Source organism: Gemmatimonadaceae bacterium (assembly GCA_036496605.1).
In the GTDB taxonomy this organism is placed as follows: domain Bacteria; phylum Gemmatimonadota; class Gemmatimonadetes; order Gemmatimonadales; family Gemmatimonadaceae; genus AG2.
In genome coordinates this window covers 43,607-62,082 of sequence record DASXKV010000022.1, presented here as the reverse complement: position 1 = coordinate 62,082, position 18,476 = coordinate 43,607, and the positions used below count along the sequence as shown (strand labels likewise).

Annotated in this window: 12 protein-coding genes; 3 read left to right on the top strand and 9 right to left on the bottom strand. The window is 63.6% G+C overall.

The genetic code is table 11. From position 1 onward, the window contains the following. Window positions 1-58 precede the first annotated feature (58 nt). On the top strand, window positions 59-1,531 hold the full coding sequence (locus VGH98_07930; GenBank protein HEY2375891.1) for a pyridoxal-dependent decarboxylase: 1,473 nt from the start codon (window positions 59-61) through the stop codon (window positions 1,529-1,531). 18 nt (window positions 1,532-1,549) lie between these two features. Here VGH98_07930 and VGH98_07925 read toward each other — a convergent pair whose 3' ends face one another. The 6 genes from VGH98_07925 to VGH98_07900 form a co-directional block, all read right to left on the bottom strand. Further along, window positions 1,550-2,164, bottom strand: a complete 615-nt coding sequence (locus VGH98_07925) for a DedA family protein (GenBank protein HEY2375890.1) — start codon at window positions 2,162-2,164, stop codon at window positions 1,550-1,552. A 35-nt stretch (window positions 2,165-2,199) separates the two neighbouring features. Then, a complete protein-coding gene (locus tag VGH98_07920) occupies window positions 2,200-3,075 on the bottom strand; it encodes a D-amino acid aminotransferase (GenBank protein ID HEY2375889.1) in 876 nt (291 codons plus the stop codon). A gap of 52 nt (window positions 3,076-3,127) precedes the next feature. Further along, window positions 3,128-6,415: an efflux RND transporter permease subunit gene (locus tag VGH98_07915; GenBank protein ID HEY2375888.1), complete on the bottom strand. Its 3,288-nt coding sequence runs from the start codon at window positions 6,413-6,415 to the stop codon at window positions 3,128-3,130. A 66-nt stretch (window positions 6,416-6,481) separates the two neighbouring features. After that, the gene (locus tag VGH98_07910) at window positions 6,482-7,618 is read right to left on the bottom strand and encodes an efflux RND transporter periplasmic adaptor subunit (GenBank protein ID HEY2375887.1); all 1,137 of its coding nucleotides are present in this window, start codon (window positions 7,616-7,618) and stop codon (window positions 6,482-6,484) included. Next, on the bottom strand, window positions 7,615-9,360 hold the full coding sequence (locus VGH98_07905) for a TolC family protein (protein HEY2375886.1): 1,746 nt from the start codon (window positions 9,358-9,360) through the stop codon (window positions 7,615-7,617). The genes VGH98_07910 and VGH98_07905 overlap by 4 nt, the downstream gene beginning before the upstream one ends. 35 nt (window positions 9,361-9,395) lie before the next feature. Next, the gene (locus tag VGH98_07900) at window positions 9,396-10,034 is read right to left on the bottom strand and encodes a helix-turn-helix domain-containing protein (protein HEY2375885.1); all 639 of its coding nucleotides are present in this window, start codon (window positions 10,032-10,034) and stop codon (window positions 9,396-9,398) included. A gap of 390 nt (window positions 10,035-10,424) precedes the next feature. Here VGH98_07900 and VGH98_07895 point away from each other — a divergent pair, with 390 nt between their 5' ends. Next, window positions 10,425-13,505 (top strand): fused MFS/spermidine synthase, encoded by a 3,081-nt coding sequence (locus VGH98_07895; protein HEY2375884.1) that lies wholly within the window; start codon window positions 10,425-10,427, stop codon window positions 13,503-13,505. 61 nt (window positions 13,506-13,566) lie between these two features. On the opposite strand, the gene VGH98_07890 is transcribed toward VGH98_07895, so the two are convergent. The 3 genes from VGH98_07890 to VGH98_07880 all read right to left on the bottom strand — a co-directional run bounded on the left by VGH98_07890 (window position 13,567) and on the right by VGH98_07880 (window position 17,174). After that, window positions 13,567-16,344 (bottom strand): pitrilysin family protein, encoded by a 2,778-nt coding sequence (locus VGH98_07890; GenBank protein HEY2375883.1) that lies wholly within the window; start codon window positions 16,342-16,344, stop codon window positions 13,567-13,569. Between the two features lie 168 nt (window positions 16,345-16,512). Further along, the gene (locus VGH98_07885) at window positions 16,513-16,938 is read right to left on the bottom strand and encodes a hypothetical protein (GenBank protein HEY2375882.1); all 426 of its coding nucleotides are present in this window, start codon (window positions 16,936-16,938) and stop codon (window positions 16,513-16,515) included. Further along, complete coding sequence (locus VGH98_07880) at window positions 16,935-17,174, bottom strand: hypothetical protein (GenBank protein ID HEY2375881.1); 240 nt, start codon at window positions 17,172-17,174, stop codon at window positions 16,935-16,937. The genes VGH98_07885 and VGH98_07880 overlap by 4 nt, the downstream gene beginning before the upstream one ends. Before the next feature lie 309 nt (window positions 17,175-17,483). On the opposite strand from VGH98_07880, the gene VGH98_07875 reads away from it, so the two are divergent. Continuing rightward, the gene (locus VGH98_07875) at window positions 17,484-18,473 is read left to right on the top strand and encodes a glycoside hydrolase domain-containing protein (protein ID HEY2375880.1); all 990 of its coding nucleotides are present in this window, start codon (window positions 17,484-17,486) and stop codon (window positions 18,471-18,473) included. The last annotated feature ends 3 nt before the right edge of the window (window positions 18,474-18,476 follow it).

Genomic DNA, 18,476 nt, shown 5'->3' with positions numbered 1-18,476 from the left:
AAGGTATCGAGTGGCCGGACGCTACATTTTCCATTCGTCGATCGCAAGGAACGCTGGCATGTCCTCTACGGAACCGCTGCTCCATTCGGCGTCGGACCTCGGAGATCTCCCGACGGCCGAGCTACTGACGCACGGCCGTGCCGCGCTCGAGTGGATCGCGCAGTACCTGGATCACCCCGAGCGCGTGAGCGTTTTGTCACGTGCCGTTCCGGGTGAGATCCGTGAGATGCTGCCAGCGTCGCCGCCCGAGCTCGCCGAGCCGTTAGGCGAGATCCTTCGCGATTTCGAGTCGCAGATCGTTCCGGGGATCACGCATTGGAATCATCCGGGATTCTTCGGCTATTTCGCGACCTCCTCGTCCGTACCCGGAATCATCGGCGAACTCCTCGTCGCAGCGATCGACGTGAAGGCCATGCTCTGGCGTACGTCGCCTGCCGCGACGGAGCTCGAACAGGTCACGACCGACTGGCTGCGCCAGATGCTCGGCCTGCCCGGTGGATGGTTCGGTTTTCTGAACGACACGGCCTCCATTTCGTCCATGCTCGCCCTCGCCGCGGCGCGCGAGGCGAAGCCCGAGCTCGACATCCGCGCGCGCGGCATGGCTGGTCGCACCGACTTGCCGCGCCTTCGCATCTACACGTCGACGCACGCTCACTCGTCGATCGACAAGGCGGCGCTCGCGTTAGGCTTCGGACTCGATAACGTCGTCCATATCGACGTCGACGCCGACTACCAGATGCGCCCCGGCGCCCTCGCCGCGGCGATCGCCGACGACAACGCGTGCGGCTTCCTCCCGCTCGCCTGCGTCGCGACCGTGGGCACGACGAGCACGACGAGTATCGATCCCGTTCCGCACATCGCCGAGATCTGTCGGCGTGAGAAGATCTGGCTGCACGTGGACGGCGCCTATGGGGGCATTGCCGCGATCGTTCCCGAGATGCGCAGCATTCTTACCGGCGTCGAGCACGCGGATTCGCTCGTGGTGAATCCTCACAAGTGGCTCTTTACGCCATTCGATTGCTCGGCCTTCTTCACGACGCGGCCCGACGTCCTCGAGCGCGCGTTCTCGCTGGTGCACGAGTATCTGGTCACGCCCGAGCGCGAGTCGGTCGTCGACTTCATGAACTATGGCGTTCAGCTCGGCCGCCGCTTCCGCGCGCTCAAGCTCTGGATGGTGATTCGTGGCTTTGGCACCGCCGGCCTCGCGGCGCGCATACGCACGCACTGCGCCCTTGCACGTGAATTTGCCGACTGGGTGCGCGCCGAGACGGAGTGGGAAGTCGTGGCGCCGGTGCCGTTCTCGCTCGTCTGTTTCCGATATGCCCCGGCCGGTATTCATGAGGAAGTGCTAAATGACCGAAATGCGCGGATCCTCGAGCGGGTCAACGCGAGCGGCGAAGTGTTTCTCTCGCACACGAAGCTCGATGGGCGGTATGTACTGCGTCTCGCGGTCGGGAATATCCGAACGGAAGAGAGGCACGTTAGGCGAGCCTGGGAATTGCTGCAGGAATCCGCCGCACGACACGACTGACGAGCGGCCATCCAGGGTCTACCGGACAGTCCTTTCGCGCTCCAGCGCGTCCACGACCTCCTCACCGACGTGTCGCTTGCGCATCAGATAGAACATGATGATCACGGCGACGACGATGCCGAGCGCGATCTTCACTTCGTAACGTCGCACGTGCCCGAGGATGCGAAGCGCTGCTTCTCCGAAGCCCCAACCGGCGAACGTGAACAGGAACGCCCACGACAGCGCGCTGATCCCGCTCCCGATCAGGTAGAGCCAGAAGGGCACGCGCGCCGCACCACATGCCAGCGGCAATGTTAGGCGCAAGCCGTACGCGTATCGAACGGCCATCGAGCAGCGCCATGGATGGCGACGCACCAGACTGAACACGCGCAGCATGAATTCCCGCAGCTTTGGCCAACGCTGGCGCACCCAGTCGCCCCGCCAACGGCCCAGGTAGTACAAGAGGATGTCCGCCACCCAGGTGCCACCGGTGATCCAGAGACCCACCGCGACGAGCTTCAGATGCCCATCGTGCGCCATCAGACCGCCGACGAGGGGCGCGGCCTCTTCCGTCACGATCCCGGTCGCGCCCAGCGTTATGTACGCCCACAGCCGCTGCAGCGCGGTGAGCGAGTCACCCGCACGCGGGATCACGATGAGCAGCGTGGAAAGCAGAATGCCCCCTGCCCTCAATCCCGTGACGTCGCGAACGCCGCGGCGCGCATGCCCATCCGCTCCAGCAATCGTTCGAGCAAGGCACGCGCAATCGGTCCCGGCGACCCGTCCCCAATCGGTCGGCCGTCTACGGAGATGACTGGCGTTACATCGGTCGTCGTGCCGGTGAGGAACAGTTCAGTCGCACGCGAAAGCTCCTCGACGCCGATCGGCTTTTCGTCCACTCGGATCCCAGCGTCAGGCGCGAGCTCGATCACGACGTCGCGAGTCACACCGGGCAGCACGAGATGACTCGCCGGATGCGTCCGGAGCACACCGTCGACGACGGCAAATACGGTTGTGTGCGTTCCTTCGGTGATGTTTCCGTCTCGCACGAAGATCGCCTCGCTCGCGCCAGCCTCCGTTGCCACCTGACGAGCCAAGACGTTAGGCAGGAGCTGGACGGTCTTGAGGTCGCACCGTAGCCACCGCACGTCCGGTTGAGTGATGACGCGCGTCCCCGTGAACCGCGCGTCGCTCGGCGTGAACGTGTTCGCCGTCACGAGCAGCGTCGGCGCCGTGGCGGCCGGGGGGAAGTAGTGCGTTCGTGGTGCCGTCCCTCTGGTGATCTCGACGTACAGAGTCGCGTCCCCGTCGGTGAGTCTGTTCTCCTTCAACAGCCGTGCGGCGATCGCCGTGATGCGCTCTAGCGATCCGTCTGCGGGACGCGCGATCCGCAACTCGCGTAACCCTCGCTCCAGACGGGCCTGATGGCGCGCCGCCTCGAACAGTTGGCCGCGCACCACCCGCCACACTTCGTAAACGCCGTCGCCGAAGATGAATCCGCGATCGAGCGCCGAGACCGTCGCCTCACCCGCGGGACCGTATTGGCCATTGAGATACACGAGCATCCCAAAGCGTACACTTTCGCGCCTGACGCGTACAGGGGCCGGCGCGCAGCCATCAGTCTCCCATCGCCGGCACCGGGTGCTCTGCCGTCATCTGACGCGGCCGATACCCAGTCAACCGGGCAAATGCCCGACGCCACTCGTCGAGGATCTCGTAGCCCGTCGGAATCACGAGCAGCGTCAGAAACGTCGACGTGATCACGCCGCCGATAACCGCGATTCCGAGCGGAGCGCGGAACTGCGCGCCCTCGCCACGACCGAGTGCCACGGGAATCATGCCGGCGATCAGCGCGAACGTCGTCATGAGAATCGGACGCAACCGGATCGCGCCCGCCTCGATGAGCGCCTCACGAAGGGGTTTGCCGTCCTTTTCACGCGCCCACTTCGCGAAATCGATCAGCAGAATCGCGTTCTTCGCCACGATTCCCATGAGCATCATCACCCCGATGAGGGTCATGATGTTGATGGTGTTGCCGGTGATCGCCAGGGACACCATCACACCGATCAACGAGAGCGGCAGCGAGATCATGATCGCGACCGGGTCGAGGAACGATCCGAACTGCACGACGAGGATCAGGTACATCAACATCAACGCGACGCCGAGCGCAAAGAAGATCTGCCCGAACACCTCGTTCTGATCCTTCGACTCACCGCCCAACGTGTAGCGCACGCCGGGCGGCAAGGTCAGCTTCTTGATGCGCGATTCGATATCGGCGGATACGTCGCCCGACGCGCGGCCCGACGTGTTTGCCTCGACGGTAACGACAAGCTCGCGATCGAGGTGGTCGATGATCGCGGGACCCGTGCTCTCGCGAATCGTCGCCACCTGGCCGAGTGGCAGAGTACTCGGCAGCCCATTCGGTCCGGCGACGACGAGTGGCAGCGCCGCGAGGTCGGACGCTCGCCGACGTGACTCGGGCGAGAGTCGAACTTCCACGTCGCGCGTCTCACCGCTCGGGTCCACCCAATCGCCAGACTTGAGGCCCGCGAACGCAGGGCGCAACGCCTGCGCGACTTCGCCGACGGTGATGCCCATGCTGCCAGCGACGCCGCGATTCAATTCGACGTTGAGCTCGGGTTTCTGTCCCTTGGTCGAGAGGCCGATGTCGACGGCGCCCGGAACCCTTCGCACCTCCTCGCGCACCATCTCCGCCGCCTGGTTCAACGCGACGAGGTCGTTGCCGCGAAGCTGCATCTGCAACTGCTTGCGTCCACCACCGAAGTCGCTCGTGAACACGGACAGCGTCACGCCTGCGACGCGCTTCGTTTCGGCGCGTAGAACGTTGGCGAACTGTTCGGCACTGATGGAGCGTTTGTCCTTCGGCACGAGACGAACGTAGATGTTCCCCTCGTCGACGGTGCCGGTCGCGCCGTTGCCTAACGTCGTATACGTGTAGAGAACTTCCTTGTGCGATCGCGCAACCCGCGCGGCCTCCTCTGCCTTGAGCCGCGTGTACTCGAGGTTCGAGCCTGGCGGTGTCTCAAGCGCAATCGTCATCTCGGCGCGGTCATCCTCGGGGAAGAATCCAACGCCAACGGTCCGAACCGGATTGGCAACGCTCACGAGCACGACACCGGCGAAGACTCCGCCGAGCGCCATCAGGGTGCGTCCCCACCACTCCAGGCCTTCTTTGCTGAAGGCATACGCGACGATCGCGACGCCGGCGATGGCCCCCGCGAGTCCCGTGAGACCCTTGGACGGCAGTACGAAGGCCGAGAAGAACGCGCCGCTGGCGATCGTGATCATCGCCGCACGATGATCCAGCGCCCATGCAATGATCGTCCTGTAGTTCTGCGCCTGCCGATTGAACCAGTGATTGAAGCGATCGAGCTGCTTCGTGATCCACCACTTCTCGTGCTCCGGTCGATGCGGATCCGCCCAGTATGCCGAGAGCATCGGATCGAGTGAGAACGACACGAACAGCGACACGAGCACCGAGCACGCGATCGTCAATGCAAATGGCTTGAACCACTGTCCGCCGATACCGGGCATGAAGCCGATGGGCACGAATACAGCGAGAATCGAGAAGGTCGTCGCCGCCACGGCGAGACCGATCTCGTCGGTGCCCTCGCGAGACGCCGTGTAGTGATCCTTCCCCATCTCCACGTGCCTAACGATGTTCTCGCGGACGACGATGGCGTCGTCGATCAGAATACCGATCGCGAGCGAGAGTCCGAGGAGCGACATCGTCTCGAGCTTGAACCCGAGCACCCAGACGGCGATGAAGGAGGCAAGAACGGACACCGGCAACGCGAGCCCAGTGATCACCGTCGAGCGCCACGAGTTCAGGAACAGGAATACGACGAGCACCGTGAGGATGGCGCCCTCGATCAGCGCTTCCTGAACGTTGTGAACGGCGTGGTCGACGCGAACGCCGGAGTTCTTGACGACCTCGATCGTCGTGCCCGGCGGCAGTCGCTTCTTGATCTCGTCCACGCGCGTGATCAATCGACTGGCAACATCGGTCGTGCTGTAGCCCTTCGACTTCTTGACGTCGATGCCGACCGCTTCACGGCTCTCATAGAGCCCGAGCGTGCGCGGCTCGATCGTGCCGTCTTTGATCTCCGCGACCTGGCCAAGACGAATGAGCTGGCCGTTTCGTTCGGCGACCACGAGATGCGTGAACTCCTCGGGATTCTCGAGCCGTCCCTTGAGTCGGATCGAGCGCTCGTCGAGCGAGCCCGTGACGTGGCCGACCGGTGACGCCAGGTTCTGCAGCTCCAACGCCTGCACAACTTGCCCGACGCTCACACCGACGGCTTGTAAGGCTTGCGGCTTGAGCTCGACCGTGAGCTCGCGCTCCTGCTTTCCGAATACCAGCACGTCGGCGACGCCCGGCAGCGAGCGCAGCTCGCGCGTAATGCCGGGATCGACCAGCCTCGTCATCTCCGCCGGCGACAATGTCGTCGACGAGAGGGCGAGCGAGACGATGGGCCGGTCCGTATCATTTTCCTTCTTGATGATCGGTTCCTTCATTTCAATGGGAAGATCGGATCGAATGGTCGAGATCCCGTCTCTGATATCCTGCGTTGCCTCGTTAAGATCTTTTTCAAACAGGAACTCGACGAGGATCAGCGCATAACCGTCGTACGCCTTGCCCATCACCTGCTTCACGCCGGAGATGGCCTGGATCTGTTCCTCGACGGGATCGAGGACTTGCTTCTCGACGATGTCCGGCGAGGCGCCGGGATACACGATCCCCACTGACACGAACGGCGGCGCGACGTCCGGAAACTCGTCGGTCTTCAGCTTGAGCAGCGCGAAGATGCCGAAGACCACCAGCGCGAGCATCGACACCACGGTGATCAGTGGGCGCTTGATGGCGAAATCTGAGATGAACATGGCCTTAGCGTTTGGTCTATTGTCCGTGACTGGTGGCTGGTAGTCGATTGCCGCCAACAGCCATCATCATTTCTTCACGTCATTCGGCGTCGAGACACGAACCGGCGTTCCCACGCTGATGCCGCGCGCGGCGCCTAACAACACCGTGTCACCCGCCGAGAGGCCCTGCGTGATCTCAACCGTCTCCGTCGCGGCGTCGCGAAGGCCCAGGGAGACTTCCGTCTTTTCCGTCCGGCCGCTCTTCAGCCTAACGACACTCGGCCGCAGTCCGCGTTCGTCCACCGCGCTCTGCGGCACGACCGCCGCGCGATGAGACTCGCTCGACACGCGCCCCTCGGCAAAGAGGCCACCGACGAGCGTCCCACCGGTGTTCGGCAGCGAAGCGATGATGCGCACCTGTCGCGTCGCCGGATCTGCGATTGGGTTGATCCGCGTCACGCGACCGGTGAAATGACGGTTGGGGTAGCCCGTCACTGAAAAATCAACTGGCGCGCCGAGGCGAATCGCGCCTAACGCCTCGGCAGGGACCGACGCTTCGAGTCGCATCGTCGATGGATCGACCACCGTCACGAGAGCCGTCCCCGATGACACGACGTCACCCGCGTTCACCGACCTCGCGCTCACGATGCCCGTAAAGGGTGCGGTGATGCGCGTGTTCGATAACATCTTTTCCGCCGACGCCTGCTGCGCCTGCGCCGTCGCCAATTGCGCCTGCGCGGCAGTCACCTGCGCCCGCGACTGCTCTACCGCGCGCTCGGCGATCGCGCCTGCCTTCAAGAGCGCTTCGTTGCGACTCTGCTCGTGCTGGGCAACGGTCAGATTCGCCTGCGCCGTTGTCACCGCCGACCGCGCCGATGTCGCTTGATCGCGAATCGCAGTGTCGTCCAGACGCATGAGGAGCTGTCCCGCGTTGACGTGCTGACCCTGATCGATCATCGTCTCGACGACCGGCGCCGACAGCTCCGATCGCACGGTCGCTTCGCGCTCGGGAGCGAGCGAACCGGACAACGCCGGCCCCGTTCGAATATCCTGCTCCGAGACAATCACGATGTTCTCGGGGCCAATGACCACGGACTCGGTCGTTGCCGGCTCCGCGTTCGCATCGCCGCGGCGACATGCGGCCGCGCCGATGGTCGTTGCCGCCAGCAGCGTCAAACCAATGATTCCGCGTGCCCCCCGTCTCGCCTGCCGTATCGTACTCATGGCGTGATACCTCCCCCGGAAACTCCGCTCGCGCTCGCGGCGGCTTGTGTCTGCGTTCGTGTGGGCGTTTGCTGTGTTGCGCCACCGCTCTGCGCTCCTGGCGCCGAACCGTTCACCGCACTGCCCGATTGCGTTTGTGACTGCGACTGCGCCTGCGCGCCTGCTCCTGCTGCCTGGAGCGGGAGGTCCCTCAAGAGCGCGATCTTCACTCGCGCCACCGCCAGGTCACGAGCGGCTTGCGCTCGATTCGCCTGCGCCTGTTCGAGCAGAATTCGCGACTGCGAAAGATCCGTCTGCGTCGAGATCCCCTCGCGATATCGGATCTGATCGATGTTGTACGCGCGTTCGGCCTGCTGGGCCGTTCCCGCACTCGCTTGCCACGTTGCTTCGGCCTGCTGCAGTGCGCTGAGTGCGACACGTCCATCGAGCGCCGCGACCTCGCGCGTCTGCTGCAGTTGCGCGCGCGCCTGGTCAAGGTTCGCCTGAGCAATCAGCTCATCGCCCTTGATCTTGCCTCCGTCAAAGATCGGCAACGATGCCGTGATGCCGACCGTCCAGTTGATGCGCGCATTGTTGAGTTGCAGGACCAGATTCGTCGGGAAGTACAGTCGCTGGTATCCGGACGTGATCTGCACGAAGGGCAAACGCTCGCCATGCGCTGCTTTGAGCAGTCCCTCCTGCGCACGAACGTTCTCCTCCAGCTCCCGGACGGGCGCGCGACTGCTGACGTTCGTATCGACGACCATCGACGCGACGGTCGCCGCCGCGGGTGAGATCGCGCGCGAGCTGCCAGCGTTCACGGCCGCGAGCACGGTGCTCGACGTCGCCGTCGAGTCGTCGAGCTGAGTCGTGAGTGCCAAGGCACCGTCCATCGGTAAGTTGAGCAACTGCTTAAGCCGGTAATACGCGACCTCGCGCGTGTTCCGCGCCTGGAGCACGACGGGAACCTGGTTGTCCCGCGTGACTTGGGCGCGCAGCAGGTCGAACTCGGCTTGATTGCCGACTTGCTTCGCGACGCGCGTCTGCCGGAGGATCTCCTCCGTTTGGGAGAGCGCAGACTCCTGAATGGACACGAGCCGATCGGCGAGCGCGGCGTCGTAGTACGCCTGCGTCACATCGAGCGCGAGCTGCGCTCGCTGCGCCGCAACCTCGATGGCGGCCGAGTTGCGTCCGGACTTCGCCGCCTGGTACTGACCGGACACGCGTCCGCCGGTGTAGACGTTCTGTGAGAAGTTCAGACCAGCCGTGTACTGGTTCGGCGCGCCGAAGCCCACGCTCTGAAAGTTGAAGCCACCCGACGCCGCCTGACACGTACTCGCCTGCGCCAGCGCGGCCTGGATATCCGCCGGCTTCGCGTTGGCGGCAATCGACGGCGCGCAGAGCGCCTGCGGTCGTGGCGTGGTCGACGTATCGGCCGGCGCGCCGAAGCTGACGCCCTGGAACTGCGAGTTGAGCGTTCGCTGATAGATCGCGACCGCGCTGACCTGCGGCATGTACTGACTCCGCGCCTGGTAGCGCTGGCCCTCCGCCCTCGTTAGGCCGGCGCGTGCGATCTGGACCGCCTCGCTCTGCGCTTCGGCCGCCTTGAGTGCATCCTGGAGCGAGAGGCGGCGCCCCGCGACCGCTGGTGCTTGACGAACGGTGTCCTGCTGTGCTCCAAGGGGTCGCGGGGCCTGAACCGTGAGCGCAACGAGCGTGCTGACGGCGGCGATGGTGACACCTCGGCTGTGGGTCCGAGACATGATCCCTACGGTGATGATGGTGATTGTTTGGCGGCTTACTGCGATGCCGCCCGACGGCCGCTCGCGTCGTACGCGGTCCTGAGCGGGACGGCATCGCCCGCGCCTAACGCACCGACGGCGCGCAGGAACACGCTGACGTACTTCGCCGGCGCCTCTTCCTCCGGCTGCGGGAACGCCTGCGGCGGCAAGACGTCACGGCCGATCGCATCCCCGAACATCGACGACATGAACATGGAAACGGCGGTTGCTACGTCCGCGGTGTCATCCGCGAATCCTGCTGCCTGCAGGCGCTCCACGTAGGTGGTGAGCGCGACGGCGGCACAGTTGGGGCCTTCGCACATCACGATTGCGGCCTCGGGTCGCTCCTCGAGCTCGCCGAAGGACTTCCGGATGATCGAGCGCCACTGCCGCATGTGTGCGAGAACCGCGGCACACCACGGCGTGATCTCGGTCTGTGGGTCCCCGGGATTCTCAGGGAGCGTCGGGGCGGGCAACGAAGACGCATGCGACTGCATCATCGCCTCGAACAGCGACGCCTTGGATCCGAAGGTACGGAACAAGCTGACTTCATTGACGCCGGCTTCTATGGCAATCAGGCGGGTGGTCGCGCCGCGAAATCCGTGCTGCGCGTAGACACGCGCTGCCGCTTGGAGGATTCGTTCACGAGTATCCATGGCGGCGGATTCTAGATGGGGATTCAGGTGAATGCAAGTAGTTACTTGCTTTCAATTCGCCGACGTTTGTGATATGCCGCAGATATATCTGTCGACAGTACGATATATCTGCGGATATATCGGCCCAATCATTGTCCAGGTTTCAGCGTATGCGTAGAGGGTAGAGGGTAGAGGGGTAGAGGGTAGAGGGCGGAGAGTAGAGGGTAGAGGGCAGCGGGTGGAGGGTCGCTGAGGAGAGCGTGGAGGGGTCAAAACGGGAGCCCTCACCACCCAGAACTTCACGGAATACGCTCTATCCTCCACCCTCCGCCCTCTACCCAATACCCTCTACCCTCCGCCCGCGACCCTCCGCCCTCTACCCTGTACGTTCCACGCCCAACGCCCTACGCCGTGCTCGCGCTCCTCACTCTCGTTTTCGTCATTTCTGGCGCCGCGGGACTCATCTACGAGTCGATCTGGAGCCGCTACCTCAGCCTCCTTGTCGGCCACAGCGCGTATGCGCAGATCATCGTCCTCGTGATCTTCCTCGGAGGGATGTCGCTAGGATCCCTCCTCGTTGGGCAGCGCTCGGAGCGCCTTCGCCATCCCTTGCTCTGGTACGCGGGCATCGAGGCGGGCATTGGCTTGATTGGCCTCGCCTTCAACTACGTCTACGTCGACATCTCCAACGTTGCGTACGACTCGATCTTCCCCGCGCTGGCCGGCGGCTGGTCGCTGGTGGCGGTCAAATGGCTCCTCGCCGGGCTCATGATCCTGCCGCAGTCCATCCTGCTCGGGACCACGTTCCCGCTCATGAGCGCGGGCGCGATTCGCCTGCTTCGCGAACGCGCCGGTCGCGTCCTCGGCCTGCTGTATTTCGCCAACAGTTTCGGCGCGGCTGGAGGCGTCCTGCTCGCGGGCTTTGTCCTGCTCGATCGCGTTGGGCTGCCCGGAACGCTCATCACCGCGGCGATTCTCAACTTCATCGCTGCCGGCGTCGTCGCGCTCGGCGCACGGCTCATGGCGTCGGCTCCCGCGGAGGAAGCCGCGGCCGTCACTCCCGTTCTGCCTAACGGGCACGCGATCCCAGCGAGCCCCACGCCGGTCGCGCTGCTGCTCGCCGTCTCGTTCGGAACCGCCGTCGCGTCGTTTATCTACGAGATCGCCTGGATCCGCATGCTCTCGCTCGTCCTCGGCAGCGCGACCCATTCGTTCGAGCTGATGCTGTCGGCGTTCATCCTCGGTCTCGCATTGGGCGCCTTCTGGATTCGCGGTCGCGCCGATCGAGCAGCCAGTCCGCTGTCACTGCTCGGAGTGGTGCAGTGCATCATGGGTATGCTGGCCATCGCGACGCTGCCGCTCTATGTCGCGTCGTTCAGCTGGGTGGCTACCCTGCTCGACACATTCAAGCAGAGTAACGCCGGATACCGTGGCTTTCTCGTCGCTCGTTATGCGATCTGTCTCCTCGTGATGCTCCCGGCAACGTTCTGCGCTGGCATCACGCTCCCGCTCATTACCAAGATGCTGATGGACGACGGTGGGCGTGTCCGCGGGGAGCGGGCGATCGGCGCCGTCTACGGCGTCAACACGCTTGGCTCCATCGCGGGCGTATTGATTGCCGGACTCATTCTCATGCCGGTGCTCGGCCTCAAGCTGCTGCTCATCACCGGCGCCCTGGTCGACATCGCGCTGGGACTCGCCCTGCTGCTCGTCGTGGCGCGCGCTGGGGAAGGCGACATGACGCGCCCCTCGACACGCCTCCGGCCGCCGTCGACCTCGCGGCTGATGGGCGTCACCGTCCTGCTCGCCGGCTTCGTCGCACTCAATATCATCGTCGTCGACTTCGACCCAATGCGCCTGACGAGTGGCGTCTATCGCTATGCGGTCTTGCCGAAGAAGGGCGAATACACGGTCCCCTTTTACCGTGACGGCCGCACCGCAACGGTAAGCATCCGCCGGATGCAGAGCGGTTTCATCACGCTTTCGACGAATGGCAAGCCCGACGCATCGATGGACGAGTTCTGGAAGAATCCGTCGCGCTCCGGACCGCCACGGCCGCTCGCGGACGACATCGCAACGCAGGTTCTCCTCCCGATCGTCACCCTCGCGCACCATCCCAACGCCCGGGAGGTCGCCGTCATCGGCCAGGGCTCGGGCATGACGTCGCACTTGTTGCTCGGCAGTCCAAACGTTAGGCACCTTGCGACGATCGAGATCGAGCCGGAAATGATCAAGGCGTCGCGCTTCTTTTTTCCCGCCAACAGACGCGTGTTCGAAGATCCGCGCGCCCATTTCGTGCTCGACGATGCGAAGTCGTATTTCGCCGCCAGCGGCCGCCGCTTCGATCTCATTCTCAGCGAGCCCTCGAACCCGTGGGTGAGCGGCGTGTCCGGTCTGTTCACAACCGAGTTCTATCGACGCGTCCGCACGCACCTCGCCGATGGCGGCGTGTTCGGGCAGTGGCTGCACCTCTACGAGTTGGATGATAGGCTCGCGACGCAGGTGCTCGCCGCCCTCGATCAGAATTTTGCGTCGTATGAGATTTTCTTCACCTCGAATGCGGACATTCTCATCGTCGCGAGCAACGACCATGTGCTTCCCGCACCCGATTGGCGCGTCGTCGACTTCCCTGGGCTCTCCGACGATCTACGCCGCGCGATCCCGCTTACCCCAGAGGCGCTCGAGGCAACACGCCTCGCCGGCCGCCAGCTCCTTCATCCGTATCTCTCCACGCAGGTGACGCCGAACTCCGACTACTTTCCTGCCCTCGATCTGGGCGCGGAGCGCACGCGATATCTGAAGGACAACGCGGATGGCGTGAGTGGCCTTGGCGAGAGTCGCTTCGACATCGCCGCGGCACTCTCGGGACGCAAGCGCGCATTCGGGACCACGACGCTGTCCGTCTTGCCGGAGATTACGCACGTCGACGAGCTCGCTCATGGCGCGCGTCTCCGTCTGCTGCTGGCCGCCGGGCGACTGGCGAACACCAACGTTAGGCGTGACGACGACGATGCGAAAGCGCGCGTCCGGCTCGACCAGCTCACCCGCCAAATCGTGGGTTCGGCACCCCCGGCCGATTGGCGTGTGTGGGCAGAAGACATGCGCGAGTCCGAACGACTCGTGCACGGGGGCACCGCCGGCGCCGTCGACGAGAGTTTCTACTCGGCGTTGCGCGCGTACGCGACTCGCGCGAACGCGCCCGCTCCCGCGCGCGCGGCGATCGACTTCTTGCACGGCCTCGCTTCGTGGAATTTCGAGGAAGCGTCGCGAGCTGGTCAAACGCTGATCGACGCTCGTCTCCGCGACTCGGTGGATTGGCTGCCGATCTCGCTCGTGCGTAACGGCGTCGTCGTTGCTCGCATCCAGCTCGGCGATTTCGAGGGCGCGCGTGCAGCGTTCAAAGCCTACTCACGCAACGTCGACGAAGATCCCTTTACGGCGCGTGTCCTCGCTGCGTATCTGCTCGATCAGGAGCGAAGGCGCGGAGAGTGAAGGTGCAGAGCGCAGAGCGTGGAGTGTCGTCATCGCCACGCTCTGCGCGCCACCTCTGCGCTCAGCGCTCTTGGGGCTTTCCCGCCTGCGTGACCTTTGAAAAATCTCCTGCCATAACGACGGTCATCTTCGCCGGATCGAACAGCCGCCGCAGCGCCGCGTTCACCTCATTCGCGGTCAGCGCTTTAATTTTCTGCTCGATCGTACCATCGAACGTCATCGTGCGACCGAGGTAGAGGCCGTTTGCCAGTTGTCCAGCGAGCGCCAGATCGTTCACACGCGCCATCGAGCGCCGCTGGAGATAGGTCACCTTCCCCTTCTCCACTTCGTCCGCCGAGAAACCTTCCTTCACGAGCTTGCTCATCTCGTCGAAGAACGCGGTGCTTACTTTGTCCGCGTTCGACGGGTTGGAAATCGCGAGCGCGACCCATTGGCCCGCGCGGTCCAGGGCGCTGACATTCAGCGCCGACTGCACCGCGTAGCTCAGTCCCTCCTTCACGCGGATGCGTGCCGGGAGTCGGCTGTCGAGCGGATTCTCGCCAAGCATGTAGTTGATGAGGAGCAGCGCCGCGTAATCCGGATCGGTGTCCTTCATCTGGAATGTCTCGCCAGCGACGAACAATGCGTTCGCCTTGTCCGGTGTCTCCACCGTGCGCTTGCCCGTGCTCGTCGCCACGAGCGTAACCGGGATTGACTTGAACGCGGTCGCGCTTTTCCAGCCCCCAAAGGCATCGGCGGCCACGCGCGCGATTTCCGCGTCATCGAAGTCACCGACGACCACAAGTTCACCTGTCGACGCACCATAGAGCTCAGTATAGAACTTGCGAACATCGGCGATCGTCGCCGCCTTGTACGCTTCGATCTGCTCTTCCGGCATTGGCACGTAGCGCGGGTGACCCTTCTGGTAGCGGCCGATCTCGCGCGCAAACGTGATCTGGCCCAGCATCACGGGCTCACCGCGTTGGGCCTCGACGCCCGCAACGGCCTCACGCTGCACCTGCTCGAACTCCGTCGCGTCGAACGCCGGCTGACGCAGCATGTCCGCCACCAGCTTCAGCGTTGCCGCGAAGTTCGGCCGCGTCGTCTCGATGGTAGCCCGCACGTTCCCCACCGTCCCCATCGAGACGGCGACCTTCGCCGTCAGTTTGTTGAGCGAATCAGTAAGTTGCTGGCGGTTGAGCGACTTCGTCCCCCGCATGAGCATTTGCGCGGTGAGATTCGGCAACATGCCGCGATTCGTGAGCGCCTTCTCGTTGCCGATTCGCAAACTCACCAGCGCGGAAACGGCTTCGCCCCGATTCTTCTTAGGCAGGAGCGCGAGTCGGAGCCCTGATTTCAATGCGCTGCGATGCAGGCGCGATTCGATGTTCGTCGGCGACGGATCGAAAGACTCTCCCGTCGCTACGATCACGCTGCTCCTGTACCCCTTGAGCAGTGAATCAGCGCTCGGCGCCGCGGCAATCTCGGTGCGATCGGGCTTCTCCGTGGGAATGAAGAGACCAACCGTCCGGTTCGACTCCTTCAGATATGTGCTCGCGACGCGCTGGACGTCCTGTACGGTCACCCTCTTCACCTGATCGCGGTGATAGAAGAAGAGTCGCCAGTCTCCCATCGCCATCCACTCGCTCAGCTCCAACCCGAAGCGGCCAGTATTCGTCGGCGCGAGCTCGAAGCCTTTGAGCACTTGGGTCTTCGCGCGCTCGACCTCTTCACTGGTCGGCGGCTTCGTCGTGGCAATCTCGGTCGCCACGCTGAAGATCGCCGCTTCGGCGCTATCGATCGATTGTGTCTTCTGAAGCAACGCAGCGAGGAAAAGTCCGCCCGGGTCGTGCTGCTGGAGATTGTCCGCCTGTATGGTGGAGGCCTTCTTCGTTTCCACGAGCGCTTTCTGTAGACGGCCGGACGCCGGATCGCCGAGCACGCGCGTGAGCACGTCGATCGCCGGAAAATCGGGATGCGTTCCGGCGGGAACGTGATAGAACGACATCACGAGCTGCGCGCTGCCAGTGCGGCGAATCGCAGCCATTCGCTCGCCGTCCTGCGTTGGTTCCACCGTGTACGTCTGGTCCAGCACGCGCGTGGGACGCGGGATCGGGCTGAACTTCTCTTGAACGAGAGCCAGCGCGCGCTGATCGTCGAAGTTACCGGCGATCATCAGGATAGCGTTGTCAGGCTGATAGTGCTCGTGATAGAACGCCTGCAACTTCTCGATCGGGACGTTCTCGATGTCGCTCTGTGCACCGATGGGCAGGTGACTGTAAGCGTGAAAGAGATAGGCGGAGCCTAACACACGCTTGAGTGTGACGATGAACGGACTGTCCTCACCCTTCTCGAACTCGTTACGCACGACGGGCATCTCCTTGTCGAGATCCTCGCGCGCAACGAAGCTGTTCGTCATGCGGTCCGCTTCGAGATCGAGCGCCCAGGCGAGATTTGAATCGGCGGCCGTGAACGTCTCGAAATAATTCGTGCGATCGAACGACGTGGTCGCGTCGAACGTCGCGCCATGTTGCGTAATCTCATCCGATGGATGGCGGTGTCTCGGCGTCCCCTTGAACTGCATGTGCTCTAACAAGTGCGCCATGCCTGTCTCGCCGTAGCCCTCGTGCCGCGAGCCGACGAGATAGGTGATGTTCACCGTCGTTTGCGGCTTGGACTTATCCGGGAAAAGCAGAACGCGGAGGCCGTTGGTAAGTCGGTACTCGGTGATGCCCTCGACGCTCGGCCCCTTCACGAGGGACGAGCCGGCAGCCGGAGCCTGAGCGAATGCGGACGATGAGGTGAGCACGACGACACCAGCAGCGGCGGCGAGCGTGCGCAGGACATGCGTGGAGGGCATACGACCTCTGGAAGGGGTACACTGCGCCGGTTGTTAGGACGCTCGGCGCAGTGCAAAGGTTACCGTGGTAGCTCGTTGTTGGTTGTTGGAACGCGGTAAAGAAAAGCCGGCGAGGGGGGCTCGCCGGCAAACCGATTCACCGGTGACGAACAATCAGCGACCAAGAACCTATTTTCTTCCGCTTCGCTTTCGGCCGGGCTCGCGTTTCCCAGCTCTTCGCTCGAGTACCACTTCTCTGCCGACGATCATAAATCGGATCAAGCGGTCCGTCGCGTCCGGAAAATCACGGAGTCGGTCACGGAACCGATCGTTCGAAACGATCCGCGCGTCGAGCTCACGCGCGAAGGTGAGAATGAAATAGTCGGCATCGGTGCCGGCTGGCGCCTGCTTCACGACGCCCTGCTCCACGAGCTGCTCGTACCCGGCCCGATCGTCGATTTGATGGCGAAGTGCCGCATCGACGACCACGACCGGTTCCAACCCCTCTTCAGCAAGCTTCTCGCGCACGGCGAGAATGTTCACAAGCTGCGCCTTCTCGCCCTCCGTCGAATGCGCGACGTTCGACCCGTCGACGAGGACGATACTCGTAGTCACGGCGATTTGCGCGCCTTCGAGAGAATGCTCTCCGTTTTCGCGGCACCGAGTTTCGTCGTATCGACCTGCACGCCAACCTTCGACGAATCGAGCGCCGCCTTCGTGCTGTCGAGATGAGGCGTCATCGAGTCAACCGACGCTTGAAAGCTTGCCTTGTCCTTGGGTTTGCCGCTGCACGCCGCCAGCGCCACCGCGATTCCCACCAATGATGCGACGCGCAATGCTGACCCTTTCATAGCTCCTCCCCATCAGAAGTGCCTGCATCGCTCATCATTACAAGGATTGCGCCTGCACTGCGGTCAATCCCCGATCAGCCGAGACCGGCACTGAGAGGCAGAGAGTTTGGGATCACTTGCGGTGTTCGGGAGTGGAAGTATCGCCAAGCGCATCCGCCTCCCAACACAAACACGAGCCCGCCACGTGACGATCGGGGCTGGGCACCCCGGCTGCCCAGTCGAATTGCCGGAACCTTCCGCCTAACTATGGGTAGCGCCAAGGACGCTCATTGGTTCGGGCGTCGCTGACGAGCGCATCTGGAGGAGCCGTTGTTCAAGCCCCGTGACTTGCTGACGCTTCTGCTTGCCGGCGCTGTTGTTTTCGGTGTCGGGGGTCGCGAAGGTTCGGCGCTCGACGATTTGTCGAATCCGCTTGCCTTTGCGTCGACCGAGCTCGCGTCCGCCACGGAAAATATTTCGTCGGCGACGGGGCGACATCTCGGGTTCGACACGAGCAAGTATCCTGGCGACGACGCCATGCAGGCATGGCGTGACGACGGATCGTACGAGTGGGTCGGCTACTATCTGCCATCTGCGCCCTGTCATCGTGACGCGAGTTGGTCTGGCAAGCGCGATGAACTCTCGCGCATGGGATGGGGACTTGCCGTGGTCTACGTCGGCCAGCAGACCTGGGGCAAGACTCCTGGAAAGGCAGAAGTCGTCACGAAGTACGTGAAGCACCGCGTTAGGCAGGTGAAGAAACGCCACGGGCGCACCGTCATCAGCTACGTCACCAAGCGAGTGGCCATGAAGGTCGTGGTCCAGCCGCGCGCCGAGCCGGGATCGACGTGTTCCGCGCATTTCGTAGGCGCCGCGCGCGGAGCCAGCGAAGCCGAGGATGCCATTTCGCGAACGCAGGCCCAAGGCTTCCCGGCCGGCACGGTCATCTTTCTCGACATCGAGCACATGAACGTCGTGCCGCGGGCAATGCGCGACTACTACAAAGAGTGGACGGCGCACGTGTTGGCGGACGGTCGGTACCGTCCCGGCTTCTACGCTCATACCGCGAATGCCGCGCTGATCTACGACGACGTGAAGAGCGTTTATGATTCACTCAACGTCAACGGTGAGCCGCCGTTCTGGGTAGCCGGCAACACCGCCGAATTCGCGGCCGGCAAGGCACCGACGGACGTTGGCCATGCCTTCGCCGCCGTCTGGCAGGGCGTCATCGACCACGTCGAGGAGCGTAATGGCCATCGGTTGCCGATTGACGTCAGCGTCGCGGCCACACCTTCTCCCTCGGCCGCGCTCACAGACTGATCG

What these genes read in the sequence shown, in the direction of transcription:
- VGH98_07915 (HEY2375888.1), bottom strand. Translation starts at nt 6,415, where the DNA reads ATGTTCATCTCAGATTTCGCCATCAAGCGCCCACTGATCACCGTGGTG.
- VGH98_07905 (HEY2375886.1), bottom strand. Translation starts at nt 9,360, where the DNA reads ATGTCTCGGACCCACAGCCGAGGTGTCACCATCGCCGCCGTCAGCACG.
- VGH98_07910 (HEY2375887.1), bottom strand. Translation starts at nt 7,618, where the DNA reads ATGAGTACGATACGGCAGGCGAGACGGGGGGCACGCGGAATCATTGGT.
- VGH98_07900 (HEY2375885.1), bottom strand. Translation starts at nt 10,034, where the DNA reads ATGGATACTCGTGAACGAATCCTCCAAGCGGCAGCGCGTGTCTACGCG.
- VGH98_07920 (HEY2375889.1), bottom strand. Translation starts at nt 3,075, where the DNA reads ATGCTCGTGTATCTCAATGGCCAATACGGTCCCGCGGGTGAGGCGACG.
- VGH98_07880 (HEY2375881.1), bottom strand. Translation starts at nt 17,174, where the DNA reads ATGAAAGGGTCAGCATTGCGCGTCGCATCATTGGTGGGAATCGCGGTG.
- VGH98_07890 (HEY2375883.1), bottom strand. Translation starts at nt 16,344, where the DNA reads ATGCCCTCCACGCATGTCCTGCGCACGCTCGCCGCCGCTGCTGGTGTC.
- VGH98_07930 (HEY2375891.1), top strand. Translation starts at nt 59, where the DNA reads ATGTCCTCTACGGAACCGCTGCTCCATTCGGCGTCGGACCTCGGAGAT.